Raw genomic sequence first — 19689 nt, 5'->3', positions numbered from 1 at the left:
TGGCGCCCGACGTGTCACCCTGCCCGACGCCCACAACGATGGGCGCTCCATCACCCTGTCAGGCAAGGAGATGGCCATGAGCGAACACGTCGGCACCGGTGCCCAGCAGGACAACTCACGGGCTCCGGAGCCCTCTTCCGGGGATTCGGGCGCGATCGCCCCGGAGGCAGCCCTCAGGAAGCAGCATGCCGCTCGCGCCGCGAGCGCTGCCGCCAGGGCGACCGCCGTGTGCCACTACGTCGAGCGGCACGTGCCGCGTGAGCCCCGCGAAGGCGGGATGACGAACGAGCAGATCGTCTGGAAGGCCGGCAACGCGGCGCGGGTGTCCGCCCAGGCCCTCGCCGTTCTCGCCGAGTCCGCTCCCGATCCGGCGGCGGACTCCCGCTGCGCGAGGAACGCCGCGGCTTCCGCGGCCCAGGCCGCCCAGGCGGGTCAGCTCTGCGACGGCGACGGCGACAGCAACAGCGACGGCAGCAGCAGTGAGCCTTCTGCTGCGGCCTGCCGTGCGGCCATCAAGGCCTCCCAGTCCGCGGGCGCCGCCGCCACGGCAGCGGCCAAGGGCGAGGACGAGGCGCTCAACGCAGCGGCGGACGCGGACGAGGAAGCGGCCGTGGCCGCCGCTGTCGCAGCGGGGTGGGTGAAGCCCGGCGAACAGCTTCCCGAGGTGTCGACCGGTGTCCGGAGCGCCGACCTCATGTCGATGATGCACCTGTGAATGAGCAGGTCGGTAGCGGCTCATGGGCCTGATCCCCGTGCGGATCAGGCCCCGACGAGTGCTGCTTCTCTACGGGTTGGTGCCCGGGGCGACGTAGCCCGCGCCGATTCCGTTGTCGGACTGCGGGACGCAGCCTGGCACCTGGCGCACCACCGACATCTCCAGGCCGCCGATGGCCCCGTTCGGCGCCGGCGTCGGCGTGAACAGCAGGTGCTCCCCCTTCGGGACTGCGCTGAGTCTGATCAGCGTGTCGCGCCCGTCGGCGCCGTCAGGGAACACCTTCTGGATGTCGACGCTGTTGTCGCGGTCGACCTTGGTCCGGCACGAGGCCGAGAAGTCCATCACCACCGCGGGAACGCCCGCCTCGCGCAGGGCGGCCTGCAGACCGGGGATGCCCTTGCGGTTCATCAGCTTCACGGCGATGGTGCCGTCCGGGACGGACTTCACCGTGTAGTTGGCGGTGACGATGTCGATGCTGCCGCCGCTGCTGCTTCCGGTACGGTGCGGCGCCGGTTCGGCCGACGGGCCGGAGAGGGCCACCGGCACGGCGACCGCCACGACCGCGGCAGCCGCGACGGCCCCCAGCGCGAAGGTGAGCCGAGGGCGCGCGGCGCGGGCCCGAGTGCGGTGGCCCGTCGAGGCGTTGAGGGTGTTCGCGCGGGCGTGGAGCTCGTCCGCGAGCTGCTGCTTGAAGTGCAGGGGGGTGTTCACTGAGTGGCCTCCAGAACGGCTTCGCGGTGGGCGGTGCGGGTCTGTTCGGTGGCTCTCAGGGCCTTGCGGGCCCGGTGCAGCCTGACCCGGGCGGCGGCCGAGCTGATGCCCAGCGCCTGCGCGGCCTCGCGGGTGGTCAGCCCGTCCAGGGCGACCAGATCCAGCACCTCGCGCAGTGGTTCGGACAGGGCGGCGTGGACGGCTGCCAGCTGCCGGGCGGCGCGGGTGGCATCGATCCGTTCCTCGATGGCACTGACGTCCTGGTCGTCCAGCAGCCGTCGGCCGGCTATCCGGGCGACCGCGTGCTGTTCGCGGGTGCTGCCCCGGAAGTGCGCGGAGATGACGTTGCGGGCTATGCCGTACAGCCAGGCGACGGGCGCGCCGCGCCGGGCGTCATAGGTGTGCGCGTTCTCCAGCGCGGCCACGAAGATGTCCGCGGTGAGGTCGGCCGCCAGGTGCGGGCTGTCGACCCGTCGGGTGACGAAGCCGAGCACGGTGTCGAACTGCTGCTCGTAGAAGGCGGCGAACCCGGCGGGGTCCCGCACGGGTGGTGCTGTTGGATGCTCCGCTGGCACGGATGGCTCCCTGGGGCAGGTCGGGCGTGTGGTGCCGTACACCTCTACTTGGTCGCAGCACCCGGAAGCGTTACATCCCTCCGCGGAGCACCCACCCCGCAACCGGCGCAAGGGCCGGGTCAGTAGCGCTCCACCAGGTGTTCGCGGCCGCGCGGAGGTTCGTAGGGCTCGGGCCAGAAGTCGGTGATGGTGGTGAGCAGGCCGGTGGTGGGGTCGGCGGTGAAGAAGGTGACGGCGTGGAGTTCCTCCAGGCCGACCGTGACGTGGAGCCAGGTGACCGCGTGCGTGGTTTCGACGACCGTGCGCAGGACCTGGACGTGCCAGGTGTCCGGGTACTCGCGGTTGAAGCGGGAGTAGGCGGGTTTGCCGTGGATGCGTTCCCTGGTCTGGGGGAGGTCGTAGACGACGTCGTCGGCGAGGGTCGCCTCGAAGGTGTCCCAGTCGCGGGCCTCGGCGGACGTCCAGTAGGTGTGGACGGTGGCGTGCAGGTCTGTGTGCGGGGTGTCTTGGGTCATGGTTCGAGTGTGGGTGCGGGGTCTGACAAATGGATGGATGGGATTCCGCTTTGCGAGGGGGCGGCGGGATTCCGGTGCGGTGACGGGATTCCGGTGGGGGTCCGCGGCGGGTCCTGTTTGATGGGGGGATGAGTCGTGACGAGAGCAGTGGTGTGGTGGACGTTCCCCGGTGGGAGCAGCGGTTCCGGGCGGCTCGGGTGTCGTTGCCCGAGTGGGCGGAGCAGGCTCCTGAGCGGGCGTTGTTCGTGTCCAACGCGACGGGGACGTACGAGTTGTACGCGTGGGACCGGAAGACCGGCGCGCAGCGGCAGGTGACGGATCGGGCCAATGGGACGACCGACGGGGTGCTGTCGCCGGACGGCGAAAGCATCTGGTGGTTCGACGACACCGACGGCGACGAGTTCGGGGTGTGGCGGCGGCAGCCGTTCGGGGGCGGGGCGGACGTGCTCGCCGTGGACGGGCTGGAGGCCTCCTATCCGGCGGGGCTCGCGCTGGGCGTCGACGGGACCGTGGTCGTGGGGCGGTCGACCGATGAGGACGGGTCGACCGTTCATGTCGTACGGCGGGTGGGGGACGGTGCGGGTGCGGAGCCCGTGGAGGTCTATCGGCACCGGGAGTCCGCCGGGGTCGGGGATCTGAGCCATGACTCCGCGCTGCTCGCCATCGAGCACACCGAGCACGGGGATGCCATGCATTCGTCGCTGCGGGTGCTGCGGGTGGCGGACGGGAGCGTCGTCGCGGAGCTGGACGACAGCGAGGGCGGGACCAGGGAGCTCGGCCTTGAGGTGCTCGGGTTCGCGCCGGTGGACGGGGACAGCCGGCTGCTGGTGGGGCACCAGCGGCGGGGGCGCTGGGAGCCGATGATCTGGGACCCGGTGACGGGGACCGAGACCGAGCTGGGCATCGATCTGCCGGGCGACGTGAGCGCGGACTGGTACCCGGACGGGTCGGCGCTGATCATCGGGCACAGCTTCGAGGCGCGCGGGGAGCTGTGGCGGTACGAGATCGGGAGCCGGGAGCTGACCCGGGTCCCGACGCCCGCCGGGTCGGTCTCCGGGGCGACCGCGCGGCCCGACGGGTCCGTCGAGTACATGTGGTCGTCGGCCGCCGAGCCGTCGGTCGTACGGTCGACCGGCGGTGGCGTGGTGCTCGATCCGCCGGGGGCCAGGGCGCCGGTGTCCGTGCCGGTCGAGACGGTGTGGGTGGACGGGCCCGGCGGGCGGATCCACGCGCTCGTGCAGCGGCCCGCCGACGGTGCGGGGGACGGGCCGTTCCCGACCGTCTTTGAGGTGCACGGTGGGCCCACGTGGCACGACAGCGACTCGTTCGCTGCCGGGCCTGCCGCCTGGGTCGACCACGGGTTCGCCGTCGTACGCGTCAACTACCGCGGTTCGACCGGGTACGGACGGGAGTGGACCGACGCCCTCAAGCACCGGGTGGGTCTCATCGAGCTGGAGGACATCGCGGCCGTACGCGCCTGGGCCGTGGAGTCCGGGCTCGCCGACCCCGCGCGGATCGTGCTGTCCGGGGGTTCGTGGGGCGGTTACCTGACGCTGCTCGGGCTCGGTACGCAGCCGGACGCCTGGGCGCTCGGCCTGGCCGCCGTGCCGGTCGCCGACTACGTGACGGCGTACGAGGACGAGATGGAGGCCCTCAAGGCGCTGGACCGGACGCTGTTCGGGGGGACGCCCGAGGAGGTGCCGGAGCGGTTCTCCGTGTCGTCGCCGCTGACGTACGTCGACGAGGTGAAGGCGCCCGTCTACATCTCGGCGGGGATGAACGACCCGCGCTGCCCGATCAAGCAGATCGACAACTACGTGGACCGGCTGGCGGACCGCGGGGCCGTCCACGAGGTGTACCGGTACGACGCCGGGCACGGCTCGCTCGTCGTCGAGGAGCGGATCAAGCAGGTGCGGCTGGAGATCGACTTCGTGCAGCGGCACTTGAAGGGGTAGCACCGGTTCCGGGGTCGGAAGCGGGGCGTTCGGAGTCCCGGCCCTGTCGGGCACGGGATTGCGGGCGCCCCCGCCCTCCGGCGGGGCGGCCCGGGAACGTACCGTAGAAGCGTGTACCGGTTTCTGCTGACTCCGCGCTGGTGGGGGATCAACCTCTTCGTCGTGCTCGCCATCCCCTTCTGCATCTTCATGGGGTCCTGGCAGCTCGGCCGATTCGAGGACCGGGTCGACTCGCACCGCAGTGCGGAGACGGCCCCCGATCCCGCGAAGCAGGCCGCCGTGCCGCTGGCGGAGCTGCTGCCCGTCTCGACGGAGACGTCGGGCAAGCAGGCCAGGGTGACCGGGCGGTACGCCGAGCAGTTCCTCGTGCCCGGACGGACCCTCGACGAGAAGGCCGGGTACTACGTCCTGGCGATGCTGAAGACCGACGGGGGCGGGGGCAAGGGCCTTCCCGTCGTACGGGGCTGGGTCGCCGGGGACGCGCGCGGGGCCACCGCGCCGCCCGCGCCCGCCGGTGAGGTCACCGTGACGGGGGCCCTGCAGGCCTCCGAGAACTCGCAGACGGACGGGGTCGACGCCTCCGGCGGTCTGCCGGGCGGCCAGGTCGGGATGATCAGCTCCTCGACGCTCGTCAACCTCGTGCCGTACGGGGTGTACGACGCGTGGATCACGCAGAGCGCGAGCGAGGGCGGGCTGAAGGCCGTGCCCGCCGTGGCCCCGCAGGGCAGCGGGCTCGACCTGAAGGCGTTCCAGAACCTCGGGTACACCGGCGAGTGGTTCGTCTTCGCCGGGTTCGTGCTCTTCATGTGGTTCCGGCTGGTGCGCCGGGAGGCGGAGACCGTGCGGGACCTCGCACTGGGGATCCCGACGGAGGACGCCCCTGCCGCCGGGGCGGCAGCTGCCGGGAAGACCGCTGCGGGGGAGACCGCCGCCGGGGCTCCCGCAGAAGAGACCGCCGGGGACGAAGCCGGTCAGGGCGCGTCCAGCACGCCCGTCCGGTAGATCGTTCCCGCGCACGCGTTGGGGATCGTCGCCTCCGCGCTCGGAGCGCCCGGTTCCGCCGTGTGCGTCACGGCGACCTTGCCGTCCTTCGGTTCACCCTCGCCCGTGCCCAGTTGAGTGGTCGCGCCGCCGCCCGTGGGATCCGTATCGTTCTGGCCGGTCTCGGGGACCTTGCCGCCCGTCTCGCCCCCGCTCGCGCCCGCGGCGGTGCCGCCGGCGTCCTGGCCCGGCTTGTCGCCGCCGCCGTTGGTGGGGGTGGGGTCCGGGGACACGCCCGTCGAGGGACAGGTGTCCTGCGGGACCCAGGCGAACTTCACCTCGTACGCGGCCTCCGGCGGAAGCACCAGGCTGCGGGCCTCCTTCGCGGGGTCGGGCAGGCCGGCCGCCGGGTCCCCCGAGGTGTGCTCGACGACCTTGATGCGGGACTCGTCGGCGGCGCCCATCGCCTGGAAGTTCATGCTGCCCCCGCCGGGCACGGCGCACTCGGCGCCGGACTTGTTGGCGATCCGGAAGGTGCCGTAGACCTTGCCCTGGGCGTCCGGGGCGCCGGTGGTCGCCTTGACGACCTCCAGCTGCTTGCCGTCGCAGGCGGGCTTCTCGGGCTCCGTGGTGTCCTGTTCGTACGCACCCGCTCCGTCGGTGCCGCTGTCGGTGCCGCTCTCGCCGGTGTCCGGGTTGCCCGCCTCGGACTCCTTCTGCTTGCCGTCGGGGTCCTTGCCGCCGGGGCCCTTGCCCGGGTCCTTGCTCTGTGGGCCTTCCGTGCTCCGCTCGCCACCGCCGCCGGAGCCCGCGTCCGTACCGCCGGACTCGATGCCCTGGGTGCTCTCGGAGTGTCCCGCGTTCGCGGAGTTGGCGGTGGCGGAGCCGCCGGACCTGGACACGTGCAGGAACGCCGGGACCGCGGTGCCTATCAGCAGGGCCGCGGCAGCCACCCCGACCACCGCCTGACGGCGCCTGGCGCGGCGGAGCGGGACGGCTCGGCGCAGGTGGTCGAGGGCGCCGTCGGAGGGGGCCAGGCCCTCCACCGCACCGTGCATCAGCCGGCGGACGGCGAGCTCGTCGGGGCTCAGGGCGGGGGTGCCGGGGGCGCCGCGGGTGCCGGGGTCCTGGCTGCCGTGGCCGGTGCCGAAGCCGTGGCCCGGGTGCGCTCCGCGGGTGTCGGCCCCGAAGGTGCCGCCGCCGGAGCCGCCGAAGCCACTGGAGCCACTGGAGCCACTGGAGCCACCGAAGCCGCTGAAGTCGCTGCCGTCCGTCGTCGGCGGGTTCTCTCGCCCGTGGCGCTCTTCGCGCCCGTCGCGCCCGTCGTTCACAGTCTTTTTCCCAGTCCGGTCGTATCTCGGCCCGTCCGGCCCGTACCGCGCATGGTGGTCGCGGCGGTCGTTTCCGTTCCCGCCAGGACCGCCCGGCCTGCCCGGCCCATCCGTACTCCCGCCGTTGCTCCCGTTCATGCGGTCGCCTCCATCGCGACGCGCAGCGCCGCGATCCCGCGTGAACCGTACGCCTTCACCGACCCCAGCGATATTCCGAGCACCTCGGCGACCTGCGCCTCCGTCATGTCCGCGAAGTAGCGCAGGCTCAGCACCTCGCGCTGGCGCCGCTGCAGTCCGCGCATCGCCTTGATCAGCGCGTCCCGCTCCAGGCTGACGTACGCGCCCTCCTCCGCGCTCGCCATGTCCGGCATCGGCTTGGAGAGCAGCTTGAGCCCGAGGATGCGGCGGCGCAGCGCGGAGCGGGAGAGGTTGACGACCGTCTGACGGAGGTAGGCGAGGGTCTTCTCCGGCTCGCGGACCCGCCCGCGCGCGGAGTGCACCCGGATGAACGCCTCCTGCACGACGTCCTCGCAGGACGCGATGTCGTCGAGGAGCAGGGCGGCGAGACCCAGCAGCGAGCGGTAGTGCGCGCGGTAGGTCTCGGTCAGGTGGTCGACGGTGGTGCCCTCTGCCAGGGTCTTCTCGTCAGCGGCCACGAGCGCGGGCCCGTACGTCGCGGAGTCCAGTACCGGAGCAGACTGATCCGGTGTGCCGGCGGGCGCGGTCGGGGAAGCGGGCCCGGCCGCCTGCGCCTGCGTCGGAACGCGCGCGGGCCGCGCCGCAGGCATGGGGGCGATCACCGGCATGCCGCCGGGCGCGCGGGACGTACGCCGCGGGCGCACAGGTGCACCGCGCAGCGCGACCGCCGTGATGTCGAGAACCTCTGCTGCCACGCCTGTTGGACACGCTTCTCCCCGTCAGGGTTGTACGCACAGGGCTCCGCTTTTGGCGGTGTACTCGCCGGTGAATGCAATGCACCGATTCGCCCCATGCGTAACCGCCCCTCCCCATTGCCCCAATTTTCCCCCAGCAGAAGGGATCGCTGCGGCCTCTTTCGAGGGCGACAGGAGAGACGCCCCTCGCCCAACTGCCGGTTCCCACAAGGCCAGAGGCATTTTCCCCGATCCACCGGCGGTGCCGGTCACACCGTCGCCATACCCGCCGCAAGTCCACCCCATGTGGTCCAGACCTGTTGGTCACGCACAGGGTGTTCACAGATCCTACAAAGAATTCCGATCAGTTCTGCGCGAGTTCCGAAGCGACCAATTCGGCGATCTGCACCGTATTCAGGGCAGATCCCTTCCGCAGATTGTCGCCGCAGACAAAGAGTTCCAGCGCTTGGGGATCATCCATCGAGCGGCGCACCCGGCCGACCCACGTCGGGTCGGTGCCGACCACGTCCGCGGGGGTGGGGAAGTCGCCCGCTGCCGGGTCGTCGAAGAGGACCACGCCGGGGGCGGTGGCAAGGATCTCCTCGGCCCGCCCGACCGTCACCTCGGACTCGAAGCGGGCGTGCACGGAGGCGGAGTGGACGCTGATGACGGGGACCCGTACGCAGGTCGCGGTGACCCGCAGTTCGGGCAGGCCGAGGATCTTGCGGGACTCGTCCCGGATCTTCAGCTCCTCGGACGACCACCCGCCGTCCGCCGGGGTGCCCACCCACGGCACCACGTTGAGCGCCAGCGGCGCCGGGAAGGGACCGAGGTCGTCGCCGACGGTCCGCCGTACGCCACCGGGCGTGGTGCCCGCGTCGGGCTCCCCCGCCAGCAGCGAGAGCTGGGCCCGCAGGGTGTCGATGCCGCGCTGGCCCGCACCGCTGGCCGCCTGGTACGAGGAGACGACGAGCTCGGTGAGACCGAACTCGGCGTGCAGGGCGCCGAGCGCCACGATCATCGACAGGGTGGTGCAGTTGGGGGTCGCGACGATGCCGCGCGGGCGCACCCGCGCGCAGTGCGGGTTGACCTCGGGGACGACCAGGGGCACGTCGTCCTCCGACCGGAAGGCGGCCGAGTTGTCCACCACGACGGCGCCCTTGGCGACGGCGATCGGCGCCCACTGCGCGGCCACCTCGTCGGGCACGTCGAACACCGCGACGTCGACGCCCTCCAGCGCCTCCTCACAGAGCCGTACGACCTCGACCTGCTCCCCGCGCACGGCCAGCACGGAGCCGGCCGAGCGCGGGGAGGAGAGGAGTCGGATCTCGCCCCAGACGTCGGCGTGCTGCGACAGGATCTGGAGCATGACCCGGCCGACCGCCCCGGTCGCCCCGACGACCGCGAGCGTCGGCTTGTCGGTCACCTTCCGGTGCCTCCGTAGACCACGGCCTCGTCGGATTCCGAGTCGAGTCCGAAGGCCGTGTGCACGGCGCGCACGGCCTCGTTGACGTCGTCGGCGCGGGTGACGACCGAGATGCGGATCTCGGAGGTCGAGATCAGCTCGATGTTCACGCCCGCGTCGGACAGGGCCTCGAAGAAGCCCGCCGTGACACCGGGGTTGGTCTTCATACCGGCCCCGACCAGGGAGATCTTGCCGATCTGGTCGTCGTAGCGCAGCGAGTCGTAACCGACGAGCGCGCGCGCCTTCTCCAGCGCGTCCGTGGCCTTGCGGCCCTCGGTCTTGGGCAGCGTGAAGGAGATGTCGGTCAGACCGGTCGACGCCGCCGACACGTTCTGCACGATCATGTCGATGTTGATCTCGGCGTCCGCGATGGCGCGGAAGATCGCCGCGGCCTCGCCCGGCTTGTCCGGCACTCCGACGACCGTGACCTTGGCCTCGGAGACGTCGTGGGCGACTCCGGAGATGATGGCCTGCTCCACCTGCTGGTCTCCCTGCGGCTCGTTGCTGACCCAGGTGCCGCGCAGTCCGGAGAAGGACGAGCGGACGTGGATCGGGATGTTGTATCGGCGTGCGTACTCCACGCACCGGTGCAGAAGCACCTTGGAGCCGGAGGCGGCGAGCTCCAGCATGTCCTCGAAGGAGATCCAGTCGATCTTCTTCGCCTTCGTCACCACGCGCGGGTCGGCGGTGAACACGCCGTCCACGTCGGTGTAGATCTCGCAGACCTCGGCGTCGAGGGCCGCCGCCAGCGCGACGGCGGTCGTGTCCGAGCCGCCGCGGCCCAGCGTGGTGATGTCCTTCTTGTCCTGGGACACACCCTGGAAGCCGGCGACGATCGCGATGTTGCCCTCGTCGAGCGCGGTGCGGATCCGCCCCGGCGTGACGTCGATGATGCGCGCTTTGTTGTGGACCGAGTCGGTGATGACACCGGCCTGGCTGCCCGTGAAGGACTGGGCCTCGTGGCCCAGGTTTTTGATCGCCATGGCCAGCAGTGCCATGGAGATCCGCTCTCCTGCGGTCAGCAGCATGTCGAATTCGCGCCCGGCAGGGATCGGAGATACCTGCCCGGCGAGGTCGATCAGCTCATCCGTGGTGTCGCCCATCGCGGAAACCACGACAACGACCTGATGGCCGTTCTTCTTGGCATCCACGATCCGCTTGGCGACACGCTTGATGCCTTCGGCATCGGCGACGGAGGAGCCTCCGTACTTCTGCACGACAAGGCCCACGTGCGCTCCTCGTTAGTCCATTGCGGCAGTTCATTACTGCGCTCGGGTCAGTTTAACGAGCGGGCCGGTCACACCGGGCGGGTACCGCATCGTGAGACGTCTCGCTCACACGGTGGTCCGCCCCGCGCCGTCCTGCCTGCTCGACGGGGATGCTGCCCCGGTCCCGGACACGTACGCGGAAGGTGTGCCGGGTCACACGGGAACCGTACGCGAGAAGGCGGCGTCACACCGCAGCCATCGGAACTCCACGCACCGCCCACGCTCTGTCGGAACTCCACGCACCGCCCCACGCCCCGGAGGAACCATGCACAGACGCACCCCGGCCTGCGCCGTCCTCGCCCTCCTCGCGCTCGCCACGGCCTGCGGGACCGACCCGGGCGGCCGGGCGGACACCGCACGGCCCGACCGGCCCGCCACGGCCACCTGCCCCACCGCCGAAGCGGCCCCGGCCGCACCGCCGACCCTCGTCGACGGCACCCCCTCCCACACCCCGGAGGCCCGCGCCCTGACCGAGGCCCTCGGCCCGCTGGTCCGGGGTGCGTACGCGGACGTCTACGCAAGCCTCACCACGGACCTGCCCGTCGGCGGCGTCACCCTGTGCGTCACCGATCCGGCCCGGGGGCGCGCACTGGTGGCCGAGGCCGGCCGCACCCACCCGAAGGCGGACATCTCACGCGTCGTACTCCGTACGAGCCTCTACTCGCGCCGTCAGCTCAACGCCGGCCGCGACAGGTTGACCGACGGCATGGGCCCGAAGCCGAAGACCGACTACGGCCACCCGATCCGCACGATGGGCACCGGCCACGGCGGGGACTGGATCGAGGTCGGCAGCGACGCGGCGGGCGCGGCCTCGAAGGAGTTCCGGGAGCGGCTGGCCAAGGCGGCGGGGGTGCCGGTGAAGGTGGTCGTGCAGGACCCGGTCGAGGCCCTGGTCGGCTGACGGCGACGGGAGAACGCGACGGGGGCGCGCCGCTCGCTGCGGCGCGCCCCCTCCCGTACACCTGCGTACTCCGTACTACGTCGTCCTGAGCCCCAGCGGCCCCGCGATCTCCTCCAGCATCACCTGGCCCGCCGCCTCCTCCAGGTCCTTCTCGCCCAGGTCCTCGTCGGTGTCGAGGCCGTCCAGCTCCTGGAGGGGCTGGTCGAGGCGGACGTGGGCGACGAGGGACTGGAGGGCGCGGAGGGTGGCCGATGCGGTGGAGCCCCAGTTGGAGAAGTACGAGAACTGCCACCACCACAGGGCCTCGCTGGTGCGGCCCGCCCGGTAGTGGGCGAGGCCGTGCCGCAGGTCGGTCACCACGTCGGCGAGGTCGTCCGAGATGCGGCAGGCGACGGGCGCCTTGCGCGGCTCGTACGGGTCGAAGACCTCGGAGTAGACGTCGATGGGCTCCAGCATGCGCGCGAACCTTATGCGCAGGTCGTCCACGTCCGGCTCGGGGCCGAGGTCGGGCTCGTACCGTTCGTCCGGGACGATGTCCTCGTGCGCGCCCAACCGGCCGCCCGCGAGGAGGAGTTGGGACACCTCCAGGAGCAGGAACGGTACGGCGCTGTCCGGCTCGTCACCCTTCGCCACTTCCGTGACGGTGAGGATGAAGCTCTCGATCTGGTCGGCGATCTGGACCGCGAACGAATCGGGTTCGTGGTCCGGCAGCCGCTCCTGCGAGGCCGTGTGCTCCGGTGCGGCCGCGTGCTGCCGCACGGCCGCGTGCGCGGTTTCGGTGACGTCAGACATCCAGCAATCGTCTCCCCTCGAAGGCACGCCCGAGCGTGACCTCGTCGGCGTACTCAAGGTCTCCCCCTACAGGAAGACCACTGGCCAGCCGAGTGACCTTCAAACCCATCGGCTTGATCATTCGTGCCAGGTACGTGGCCGTGGCCTCGCCCTCCAGGTTCGGGTCCGTCGCCAGAATGAGTTCGGTGACGGAGCCGTCGGCGAGACGGGCGAGCAGTTCCCTGATCCGCAGATCGTCCGGGCCGACGCCCTCGATGGGGCTGATCGCACCGCCCAGCACGTGGTAGCGCCCCCGGAACTCACGCGTCCGCTCGATCGCGACCACGTCCTTGGGCTCTTCCACGACGCAGATGACGGTCAGGTCGCGGCGCGGGTCGCGGCAGATGTTGCACCGCTCCTCCTGCGCCACGTTCCCGCACACCGCGCAGAAGCGGACCTTGTCCTTCACTTCCAGCAGTGCGTGCGCGAGCCTGCGGACGTCCGTCGGCTCGGCCTGGAGGATGTGGAAGGCGATCCGCTGCGCGCTCTTGGGACCGACGCCGGGCAGCCTGCCCAACTCGTCGATGAGGTCCTGGACCACGCCTTCGTACAACGGATTGCCTTCCCTGCTTCTTGCCCGGTGCTGCTTGGTACGTACGGTAGTTGGTGCGGAGGTCTGTGCAGAAGGGCTTGGCGCCCGTACCTCAGAACGGCAGGCCCGGCATGCCACCGAGGCCCTGGGTGAGCGGGCCGAGCTTCTGCTGCTGGAGGGTCTGCGCGTTCTCGTTCGCGGCCTGGACGGCGGCGACGACGAGGTCCGCGAGGGTCTCCGTGTCGTCCGGGTCGACGGCCTTCGGGTCGATCACCAGGCCGCGCAGCTCGCCCGAGCCGTTGACGGTCGCCTTGACCAGGCCACCGCCCGCGGTGCCGTCGACCTCGGTCCTGGCGAGCTCCTCCTGCGCCTGGGCGAGGTCCTGCTGCATCTTCTGGGCCTGCTGAAGCAGCTGCTGCATGTTGGGCTGGCCACCACCGGGGATCACGGCATGTCTCCTACGGGTCGGTCAATACGGTCGTCAATCCGAGCCTACGTGGTCGCCCGACGGCCTGCCCCGCACCGTATGAAGTGACTCTTTCGAGTGAGAGGGCCCGCACTCCCCTCCTGATCACGGCCCCCCTACGGGGGGAAATACCGGGACAACGGCCCCATGGCCCCCCATTCGCCGGTAGGAAGGGCGAGCGCACCCGTACGGACGCAGTTTGGCGGTACGCCGCAGGAACGTTCTCAGAGCAGAGTTCTCAGAGCAGAGGAGTGCCCGGTGAGTCAGCCGGAGATGCAGCCCGAGGGGCCGCCGGCCCGGCACGACGCCGGTTCCGGGTCCTGTTCCGGTCACGATTCCGGTACCGGTCACAGTTGCGGTGCCGGCGGCAGCGACGAGTGGGGCTGGGACGCCGAGGACCTGGCCGGGCGGCCCTTCCCGCTCGGCGACTGGGGCGAGCCCGCGGAGCGGCTGGACGAGCTGTACCGGTGGGTGGAGGCGGGGGCGCTGCGCACGGCCCGCTGGTACCTGGCCGACCGGGGCTGGAAGCGGCGCGGGGCACGGGCGCTGCGGATCGGTACGGCGACGGGGGTCGTGGTCGGTGCGGCGCTGCCGCTGCTGGATCTGACGGGGGCCGTACCGGGCGGGGCGGGCTGGGGCTACCTCGCGCTGCTGGTGGGCGCCGCGTGCATGGCCTGCGACCGGTACTTCGGGCTGACGTCGGGGTGGATGCGGGACATGGCGACCGCGCAGGCGGTGCAGAGACGACTCACCGCCCTCCAGTTCGACTGGGCGTCGGAGAGCGTACGGGAGATCCTCGGGCCGACGGACGGGACGGCGAGCGAGGCGGCGGAGCGGTGTCTGGGGGTGCTTCGGCGCTTCACGGAGGACGTCACGGAGCTGATCCGCGTCGAGACGACGGACTGGATGGTGGAATTCCGCTCGGGGCCCGCGCCGCTGGTCATGCAGACGCTGGGCGCGACGTCGGCGGCGGCCCGGCCGGAGGGGGGCTCCGGGCACCCGAGCAGGGTGCCGTTGCCGCCGGGGACGCGGCCGAACATGCCGCGCCAGCGCCCGCCGGAGTCGCCGAGGTAGCCGGTGGGCGGGGCGGGAGCGGGGCGGGCGGTCGTGAGGGGGCGTGCCGCAGTGGGGGCCGCCCCCTTGCCCACCCGTCCCGCCCCCGGGGGGCGGCCCCGCTGCCCAAGAGGGCTAGGGGCTAAGGGGGCAGGCTTTTAGGGCCTGCGGGGGTCAGCTGAAGACGATCATGGAGCCTTGGCCCAGGCTCCGGGTGGCGGCCGCATGCAGCCCGAGCCAGACATGCCGTTCGCGTGCGAACGGGGACGGATCGGAGGGACCGGGAGCCGGTTCCTCCAGAGAAGTGGGCCCGCTCGGCGGAAGCGGCGGGGCCGGCGGATTCGCCGGGTCGATGCCGATCGACGGCGCGACGTACTCCAGTTCACGGAGCAGCCCCTGCGCCGACCCCAACGGCCCGCTCCCGGCCAGGAGTTCGTCGCTGGTGAGCGGAGTCAGGAAGTCCACCGGGACGTACGCCCCCGCGTGGTCGAAGTGCCAGACCAGGTGCGACCGCAGCGCCGTCTCCTCGAAGATTTCGAGCAACTGCTCGTAGTCTCCGCCCAGTTCGTCGACCGGGGTCACCGCGAGGCCGCGCGCCTGGAGCAGGTAGGCCCGCCGCAGGAAGTGCAGCGCGTCGTAGTCGAAGCCCGCGACCGGGGCGACGTCGCCGGACAGGCCCGGCATGTACGGGAAGATCGGGACCGTCGGCAGACCGGCATCGGTGAGTGCCTTGTCGTATGCCGCGATCTCTTCGGCGAAGGGGTTGTCGGGGCTCTGGCACAGTACGTCGACAAGGGGCACCAGCCACAGGTCACAGGCCAAGGGGGCTCCTCCACGGTCCGAGGCGTCTCAACGAGGCGTCAACAAAGGCCGGCCCCCGTGGTCGGCGGCCGGTCCAGGCAGCGTAATGCCATGTGTACGCGGCGCGAAGACCGCCGGTCAGACCTCTCGTACGGAAGCGGCGGAGGAGGCAGCGACAGAAGCAGCTGCGGAAGCAGCGGCCGCCAGCCGGTCCGCCCACGCCAGCGCCGCCACGTCGTGCGCGGCCAGCACCTCGTACACCGCCTCCTCGTCACAGCGGGCGAGCGCCGCGACGACCTCCTCGTGGCCGCTCCACAGACAGCCGGACCCGCTCAGATCGCTCTCCGCGCGCAGGTGCGGGACGGAGAACACCCAGCAGCGGACGCGCAGTTGGTGCAGGAAGGCCGCGATGTGCGGGTTGCCGACCATCGCGGCGAGCTCCTGCCAGAACCGGAGGTCGTACCCGATGAGTACGTCCAGGTCGCCCGCCCTCGCGGCCCGCGACGCCTCCTCCGCCCGGCGGCGCATCACCGCGAGCCGGTCGGGCGGCAGGTCGCCCGCGGCCACCGCGAGCCGGTGGTGGATACCGTCGACGACGAGCCCGCGCGCCTCGACCATGCCGCGGAACTCGGCGACCGAGTACTCGCGGACCTTGAATCCCTTGTGCTGGTCGGAGTCGAGCAGCCCCTGCGCCGCGAGGTCCACGAGCGCCTCGCGCACGGGGGTCGCGGACACTTCGTACTGCTCGGCGATCTGCCGGACCGTGAACTCCCGGCCCGGTTCGAGCCGCCCGGCGAGAACCTCGTCGCGCAGTGCGTCGGTCAGCTGCTGCCGCAGGGTGCTGCGGTTCACCGTCCGGCCAGCGGGCATCGCGCTCCCCCTTCGTCCGCTCCGGACACCCTATGGGGCGCCCGGAGCGGTACAAGAGGTGGGTTACCCGGCGTATCACTACGCCTCGCCACGCCTCGCTACATCTCGTTACGTATCGTTACGTCTCGCTACCCCGCGTACTCGTCCGCCACCGTCAGCGCCTCGTCCAGTGCCGCCAGGCCCTCCTTGGCCTCGGCCCCGGTGACGTTGCACGGCGGTACGACGTGCGTGCGGTTCATGTTGATGAAGGGCCACAGGCCGTTCTTCTTGCACGCGGCGCCGAAGGCGGCCATCGGGGCGGCGTCCGCACCGGTCGCGTTGTACGGGACCAGCGGCTCGCGGGTCTCGCGGTTCCTGACCAGCTCCAGCGCCCAGAACATGCCCGTGCCGCGGATCTCGCCGATGCTCGGGTGGCGCTCGGCGAGGTCGCGCAGGCCGGGCTCGATGACGGTGGCGCCGATGTGGGCGGCGTTCTCGACGACCTTCTCGTCCTCCATCACCTTGATGGTGGCGACGGCGGCGGCGCAGGCGAGCGGGTGGCCTGAGTAGGTGAGCCCGCCCGGGAAGGGGCGCTTCTCGAAGGTCTCCGCGATCGCCGCCGAGATCGCGACGCCGCCGAGCGGCACATAACCCGAGTTGACGCCCTTCGCGAAGGTCATCAGGTCCGGTACGACGTCGTGGTGATCGGCCGCGAACCACTTGCCCGTACGCCCGAAGCCCGCCATGACCTCGTCCAGGACGAACACGATCCCGTACCGGTCGCAGATCTCGCGGACGCCCTTGAGGTAGCCCGGGGGCGGGGTCATGATCCCGGCCGTGCCGGGAACCGTTTCGAGAACGATCGCCGCGACGGTGCCCGGCCCCTCGAAGGCGATCGTGTCCTCCAGGTGCTGGAGTGCGCGTGCGCACTCCTCCTCCTCGGTCGACGCGTAGAACGCGGACCGGTAGAGGAACGGCGCCCAGAAGTGGACGGTCCCCGAGGACCCGTTGTCGGAGGCCCAGCGGCGCGGGTCGCCGGTGAGGTTGATCGCCGTGTTCGTCGCACCGTGGTACGAGCGGTAGGCGGCGAGCACCTTGTGGCGGCCGGTGTGCAGGCGGGCCATGCGGACGGCGTTCTCGATCGCCTCCGCGCCGCCGTTGGTGAAGAAGATCTTGTCGAGGTCACCGGGGGTGTGCGAGGCGATCAGCCGCGCCGCCTCCGAGCGCGCCTCGACGGCGAAGGCGGGGGCGAAGGTCGTCATCGTGGCGGCCTGCTCCTGGATCGCCGCGACGACCTTGGGGTGCTGGTAGCCGATGTTGGTGAAGACGAGGCCACTGGTGAAGTCGAGGTAGCGGTTGCCCTCGTAGTCCCAGAAGTACGAACCCTCCGCGCCGGCGACAGCCAGGGGGTCGATCAGGCCCTGGGCGGACCAGGAGTGGAACACGTGCGCCCGGTCGGCGGCCTTGACGGCTGCGCCACGTTCCGGGTCGGGGGCGAGGTGAGGGGTCATGGGGGGAGGGTAGGGAGTCGGGGGTGTTGGGCACCATGACCATCTTGTACGGGTTGGGGCGCGGGGGTCGGCAGGGTGTCGACCCCCTGGGCCCCCTGCGGGCCCCCGGGCCCAGCCGGGCCCTCGGGGCGAGCCGGGCCCTCGGGGCGAGCCGGGCCCTCGGGGCGAGTGATTACGTGCGGGTGCGTCGTGGCTGGTCGCGCCCACGCGGCGAAGCCGCAGATCGATGCTGCCCCGCGCCCCTAGATGCAACCGACGGTGACCGAACGGTAGCGATCGGCGGACCTGATTGTCGTACGGCCGCACTATCCTCGGCCCATCGCGAGCACATCGGGGGAGGGTGGCGCAGCAGTCATGGCCATGGAGAAACTGGGGCCCTCGGACCCCCAACGCATCGGCGCCTACCGCCTGTTGGCGCGCCTCGGCGCGGGCGGGATGGGCCAGGTCTACCTGGCCCGCTCGGACCGCGGCCGCACCGTCGCGGTGAAGCTCGTACGGCGCGAACTCGCCGAGCAGGAGGAGTTCCGCTCGCGCTTCCGCCAGGAGGTGCAGGCGGCACGCCGGGTCGGCGGCCGGTGGACCGCGCCGGTCCTCGACGCGGACACGGAGGCCGAGGTCCCGTGGGTGGCCACGGGTTACGTGGCGGGCCCCACCCTCCAGCAGGTCGTCTCCGGCGGCCACGGCCCGCTCCCCGAACGCTCGGTCCTCGTCCTGGCCGCCGGCCTCGCCCGCGCCCTGAAGGACATCCACGCCGCGGGGCTGATCCACCGCGACCTCAAGCCCTCCAACGTCCTGGTCACCATCGACGGCCCGCGCGTCATCGACTTCGGCATCGCCCGCGCCCTCGAAACGGTCACCGACAGCGGGCTGACCCGCACCGGCGCGCTGGTCGGCTCCCCCGGCTTCATGGCCCCGGAGCAGATCCGCGGCGACCGGGTCACCGCGGCCTGCGACATCTTCTGCCTCGGCTCGGTCCTGGCCTTCGCCGCCACCGGCCGCCTCCCCTTCGGTACGTCCCACAGCGGCGTGCACGCGCTGATGTTCCGCATCGCGCAGGAGCCGCCGGACCTCACGGACGTACCGGAGTCCCTGCACGACCTGATCCGCGACTGTCTCCAGAAGCCGCCCGCCGCGCGCCCCACTCTCCCCCAGATCCTGGCTCGTACGGGCCCGGCCGGCACGCCGGGCGATCCGTGGCTCCCGGCGGCCCTGGTCGCCCAACTGGGCATCCACGCGGTGCAGTTGCTGGATCTGGAGAACCCGACGACGTCGCTGCCGACGGGAGCTCTGCCGCCCGCGACCGGCGGGACCGTGCTGCTGAGCAAGGCAGATCCCCCGGAAGCGGTGGATCCCCCCGGCGGCTCCGACTCGGGCCCCGGCCCCGGCCCTGGCTCCGGCACCGACTCCGACTCCGGCTCCGGTTCCGGCTCCCCCAGCGCTCCGCCCGGGCCCGGCGCTCCCGGCAACGGGGCCGGTGTGCACTCCCTGCCCACCCTCGTCGTCGGGCCCCAGTCCGGCACGCCGGACGTACCCAGCAGCCCCGACGGGCCGCCCGCGCCCGGTACGCCGCGCGGCGCCCCCGCCGTGCCCGGCCCGTACGGATACCCCAATCCGCAGGCGCAGTACGGGAGTTACGGGCCCCGCGCCCCCGATCCGTACGGCTACTCCACCCCGCCGGGCAGCTACGGCTACCCGTACCAGGGCGGTCCCCCCGGGTCAGGGGCGCCCGAGCCGCCGCCCCGCAGCAGCCGTTCCACGCTCGCGCTGATCGCCGTGGCGCTCGTCGTCGCGATCGGCGCGGGCGGTTCGGTCTACGCGATCATGCAGGGCGGTGACGGGGACAAGCAGCCCGTCGGGGCCGGGGCACCCAGCAACCAGCCCTCCACCCAGGGCTCCACGTCTCCGTCCGGCGGGCCGACCGTCTCCGACACCCCCTCCGGCCCGGGCAGCGGCACGCCCACCACGTCCGGCACCGTACCGAGCGGCTTCCTCGGCACCTGGCAGGGCACGGTGGGCGGTGACGCCGGTACGAGCAGCCGCGGTCTCACCCTCCGGCAGGGCGAGAACGGCGACACCGTCATGTCGCTCACGGCCGACGGGCCGACGGGGAACGGGAGTTACCACTGCCTCTTCGAGGCGGAGCTGACCTCGGCGACCCCGCCGGACGGGCCGATCCACCTGGGCCCGTCACGCGTCGTCATCGGCCCCGCGGCGACGTGCACGCCGGGCCGGGAATCGGAACTGGTACTGCTACCGGACGGCCGCATGCGCCGCACGACAGCCGACAACAAATCGGTGACCTACACAAAGTCGCAGTGAGGGACGCTTGGCGTGGGGCGGCGGGTGGTCACCTGCGG

Annotated in this window: 19 protein-coding genes; 6 read left to right on the top strand and 13 right to left on the bottom strand. The window is 71.8% G+C overall.

Features of this window, described 5'->3' with window-relative positions; genetic code table 11:
* The first annotated feature begins 76 nt into the window (after positions 1-76).
* Positions 77-715 (top strand): hypothetical protein, encoded by a 639-nt coding sequence (locus ACH4SP_RS15305; RefSeq protein ID WP_398414746.1) that lies wholly within the window; start codon positions 77-79, stop codon positions 713-715.
* A 69-nt stretch (positions 716-784) separates the two neighbouring features.
* Here ACH4SP_RS15305 and ACH4SP_RS15300 read toward each other — a convergent pair whose 3' ends face one another.
* From ACH4SP_RS15300 to ACH4SP_RS15290, 3 genes are all read right to left on the bottom strand, one after another.
* Positions 785-1426, bottom strand: coding sequence for a hypothetical protein (locus tag ACH4SP_RS15300; protein WP_398414745.1), 642 nt, complete (start codon positions 1424-1426; stop codon positions 785-787).
* Positions 1423-1971 carry an RNA polymerase sigma factor gene (locus ACH4SP_RS15295; RefSeq protein WP_398414743.1) on the bottom strand — a complete coding sequence of 183 codons (549 nt, stop codon included), beginning with the start codon at positions 1969-1971 and terminating at the stop codon, positions 1423-1425. Before ACH4SP_RS15295 ends, ACH4SP_RS15300 begins: the two co-directional genes overlap by 4 nt.
* 149 nt (positions 1972-2120) lie before the next feature.
* Positions 2121-2516 (bottom strand): nuclear transport factor 2 family protein, encoded by a 396-nt coding sequence (locus ACH4SP_RS15290; RefSeq protein ID WP_398414741.1) that lies wholly within the window; start codon positions 2514-2516, stop codon positions 2121-2123.
* A 128-nt stretch (positions 2517-2644) separates the two neighbouring features.
* Here ACH4SP_RS15290 and ACH4SP_RS15285 point away from each other — a divergent pair, with 128 nt between their 5' ends.
* Entirely contained in the window at positions 2645-4471 is a 1827-nt protein-coding gene (locus ACH4SP_RS15285; RefSeq protein ID WP_398414739.1) for a prolyl oligopeptidase family serine peptidase, read from the top strand.
* A 111-nt stretch (positions 4472-4582) separates the two neighbouring features.
* Complete coding sequence (locus tag ACH4SP_RS15280; RefSeq protein ID WP_398414738.1) at positions 4583-5473, top strand: SURF1 family protein; 891 nt, start codon at positions 4583-4585, stop codon at positions 5471-5473.
* Here ACH4SP_RS15280 and ACH4SP_RS15275 read toward each other — a convergent pair.
* The 4 genes from ACH4SP_RS15275 to ACH4SP_RS15260 all read right to left on the bottom strand — a co-directional run bounded on the left by ACH4SP_RS15275 (position 5443) and on the right by ACH4SP_RS15260 (position 10349).
* Positions 5443-6783 (bottom strand): hypothetical protein, encoded by a 1341-nt coding sequence (locus ACH4SP_RS15275; protein WP_398414736.1) that lies wholly within the window; start codon positions 6781-6783, stop codon positions 5443-5445. The genes ACH4SP_RS15280 and ACH4SP_RS15275 overlap by 31 nt on opposite strands.
* 134 nt (positions 6784-6917) lie before the next feature.
* Complete coding sequence (locus tag ACH4SP_RS15270) at positions 6918-7589, bottom strand: SigE family RNA polymerase sigma factor (RefSeq protein ID WP_398415092.1); 672 nt, start codon at positions 7587-7589, stop codon at positions 6918-6920.
* A gap of 430 nt (positions 7590-8019) precedes the next feature.
* Positions 8020-9081 carry an aspartate-semialdehyde dehydrogenase gene (locus tag ACH4SP_RS15265; protein WP_398414733.1) on the bottom strand — a complete coding sequence of 354 codons (1062 nt, stop codon included), beginning with the start codon at positions 9079-9081 and terminating at the stop codon, positions 8020-8022.
* The gene (locus ACH4SP_RS15260; RefSeq protein WP_398414731.1) at positions 9078-10349 is read right to left on the bottom strand and encodes an aspartate kinase; all 1272 of its coding nucleotides are present in this window, start codon (positions 10347-10349) and stop codon (positions 9078-9080) included. The genes ACH4SP_RS15265 and ACH4SP_RS15260 overlap by 4 nt, the downstream gene beginning before the upstream one ends.
* A gap of 304 nt (positions 10350-10653) precedes the next feature.
* Here ACH4SP_RS15260 and ACH4SP_RS15255 point away from each other — a divergent pair, with 304 nt between their 5' ends.
* Positions 10654-11289 carry a hypothetical protein gene (locus tag ACH4SP_RS15255; protein ID WP_398414729.1) on the top strand — a complete coding sequence of 212 codons (636 nt, stop codon included), beginning with the start codon at positions 10654-10656 and terminating at the stop codon, positions 11287-11289.
* Positions 11290-11364: 75 nt separating this feature from the next.
* Here ACH4SP_RS15255 and ACH4SP_RS15250 read toward each other — a convergent pair whose 3' ends face one another.
* The 3 genes from ACH4SP_RS15250 to ACH4SP_RS15240 all read right to left on the bottom strand — a co-directional run bounded on the left by ACH4SP_RS15250 (position 11365) and on the right by ACH4SP_RS15240 (position 13100).
* Positions 11365-12081 (bottom strand): DUF5063 domain-containing protein, encoded by a 717-nt coding sequence (locus ACH4SP_RS15250; RefSeq protein WP_398414727.1) that lies wholly within the window; start codon positions 12079-12081, stop codon positions 11365-11367.
* On the bottom strand, positions 12074-12673 hold the full coding sequence (recR, locus tag ACH4SP_RS15245) for a recombination mediator RecR (RefSeq protein ID WP_398414725.1): 600 nt from the start codon (positions 12671-12673) through the stop codon (positions 12074-12076). Before recR ends, ACH4SP_RS15250 begins: the two co-directional genes overlap by 8 nt.
* A 91-nt stretch (positions 12674-12764) precedes the next feature.
* The gene (locus tag ACH4SP_RS15240; RefSeq protein ID WP_362412255.1) at positions 12765-13100 is read right to left on the bottom strand and encodes a YbaB/EbfC family nucleoid-associated protein; all 336 of its coding nucleotides are present in this window, start codon (positions 13098-13100) and stop codon (positions 12765-12767) included.
* Positions 13101-13376: 276 nt separating this feature from the next.
* On the opposite strand from ACH4SP_RS15240, the gene ACH4SP_RS15235 reads away from it, so the two are divergent.
* Positions 13377-14192: an SLATT domain-containing protein gene (locus ACH4SP_RS15235; RefSeq protein WP_398414722.1), complete on the top strand. Its 816-nt coding sequence runs from the start codon at positions 13377-13379 to the stop codon at positions 14190-14192.
* Between the two features lie 153 nt (positions 14193-14345).
* Here the strand turns inward: ACH4SP_RS15235 and ACH4SP_RS15230 are convergent, their stop codons facing one another.
* The 3 genes from ACH4SP_RS15230 to ACH4SP_RS15220 form a co-directional block, all read right to left on the bottom strand.
* A complete protein-coding gene (locus tag ACH4SP_RS15230; RefSeq protein ID WP_398414720.1) occupies positions 14346-14993 on the bottom strand; it encodes a hypothetical protein in 648 nt (215 codons plus the stop codon).
* Between the two features lie 117 nt (positions 14994-15110).
* Positions 15111-15842, bottom strand: a complete 732-nt coding sequence (locus tag ACH4SP_RS15225; protein ID WP_398414718.1) for a GntR family transcriptional regulator — start codon at positions 15840-15842, stop codon at positions 15111-15113.
* Positions 15843-15970: 128 nt separating this feature from the next.
* Positions 15971-17332 carry an aspartate aminotransferase family protein gene (locus ACH4SP_RS15220; RefSeq protein WP_398414716.1) on the bottom strand — a complete coding sequence of 454 codons (1362 nt, stop codon included), beginning with the start codon at positions 17330-17332 and terminating at the stop codon, positions 15971-15973.
* 360 nt (positions 17333-17692) lie between these two features.
* Between ACH4SP_RS15220 and ACH4SP_RS15215 the strand changes: the two genes are divergently transcribed.
* On the top strand, positions 17693-19651 hold the full coding sequence (locus ACH4SP_RS15215) for a protein kinase (RefSeq protein ID WP_398415091.1): 1959 nt from the start codon (positions 17693-17695) through the stop codon (positions 19649-19651).
* Positions 19652-19689 lie beyond the last annotated feature (38 nt).

Source organism: Streptomyces sp. NPDC021093, from assembly GCF_044333135.1.
GTDB lineage: Bacteria > Actinomycetota > Actinomycetes > Streptomycetales > Streptomycetaceae > Streptomyces.
Note: the sequence above shows the minus strand (reverse complement) of the source record. Positions and strands in the feature narration are given on the sequence as shown.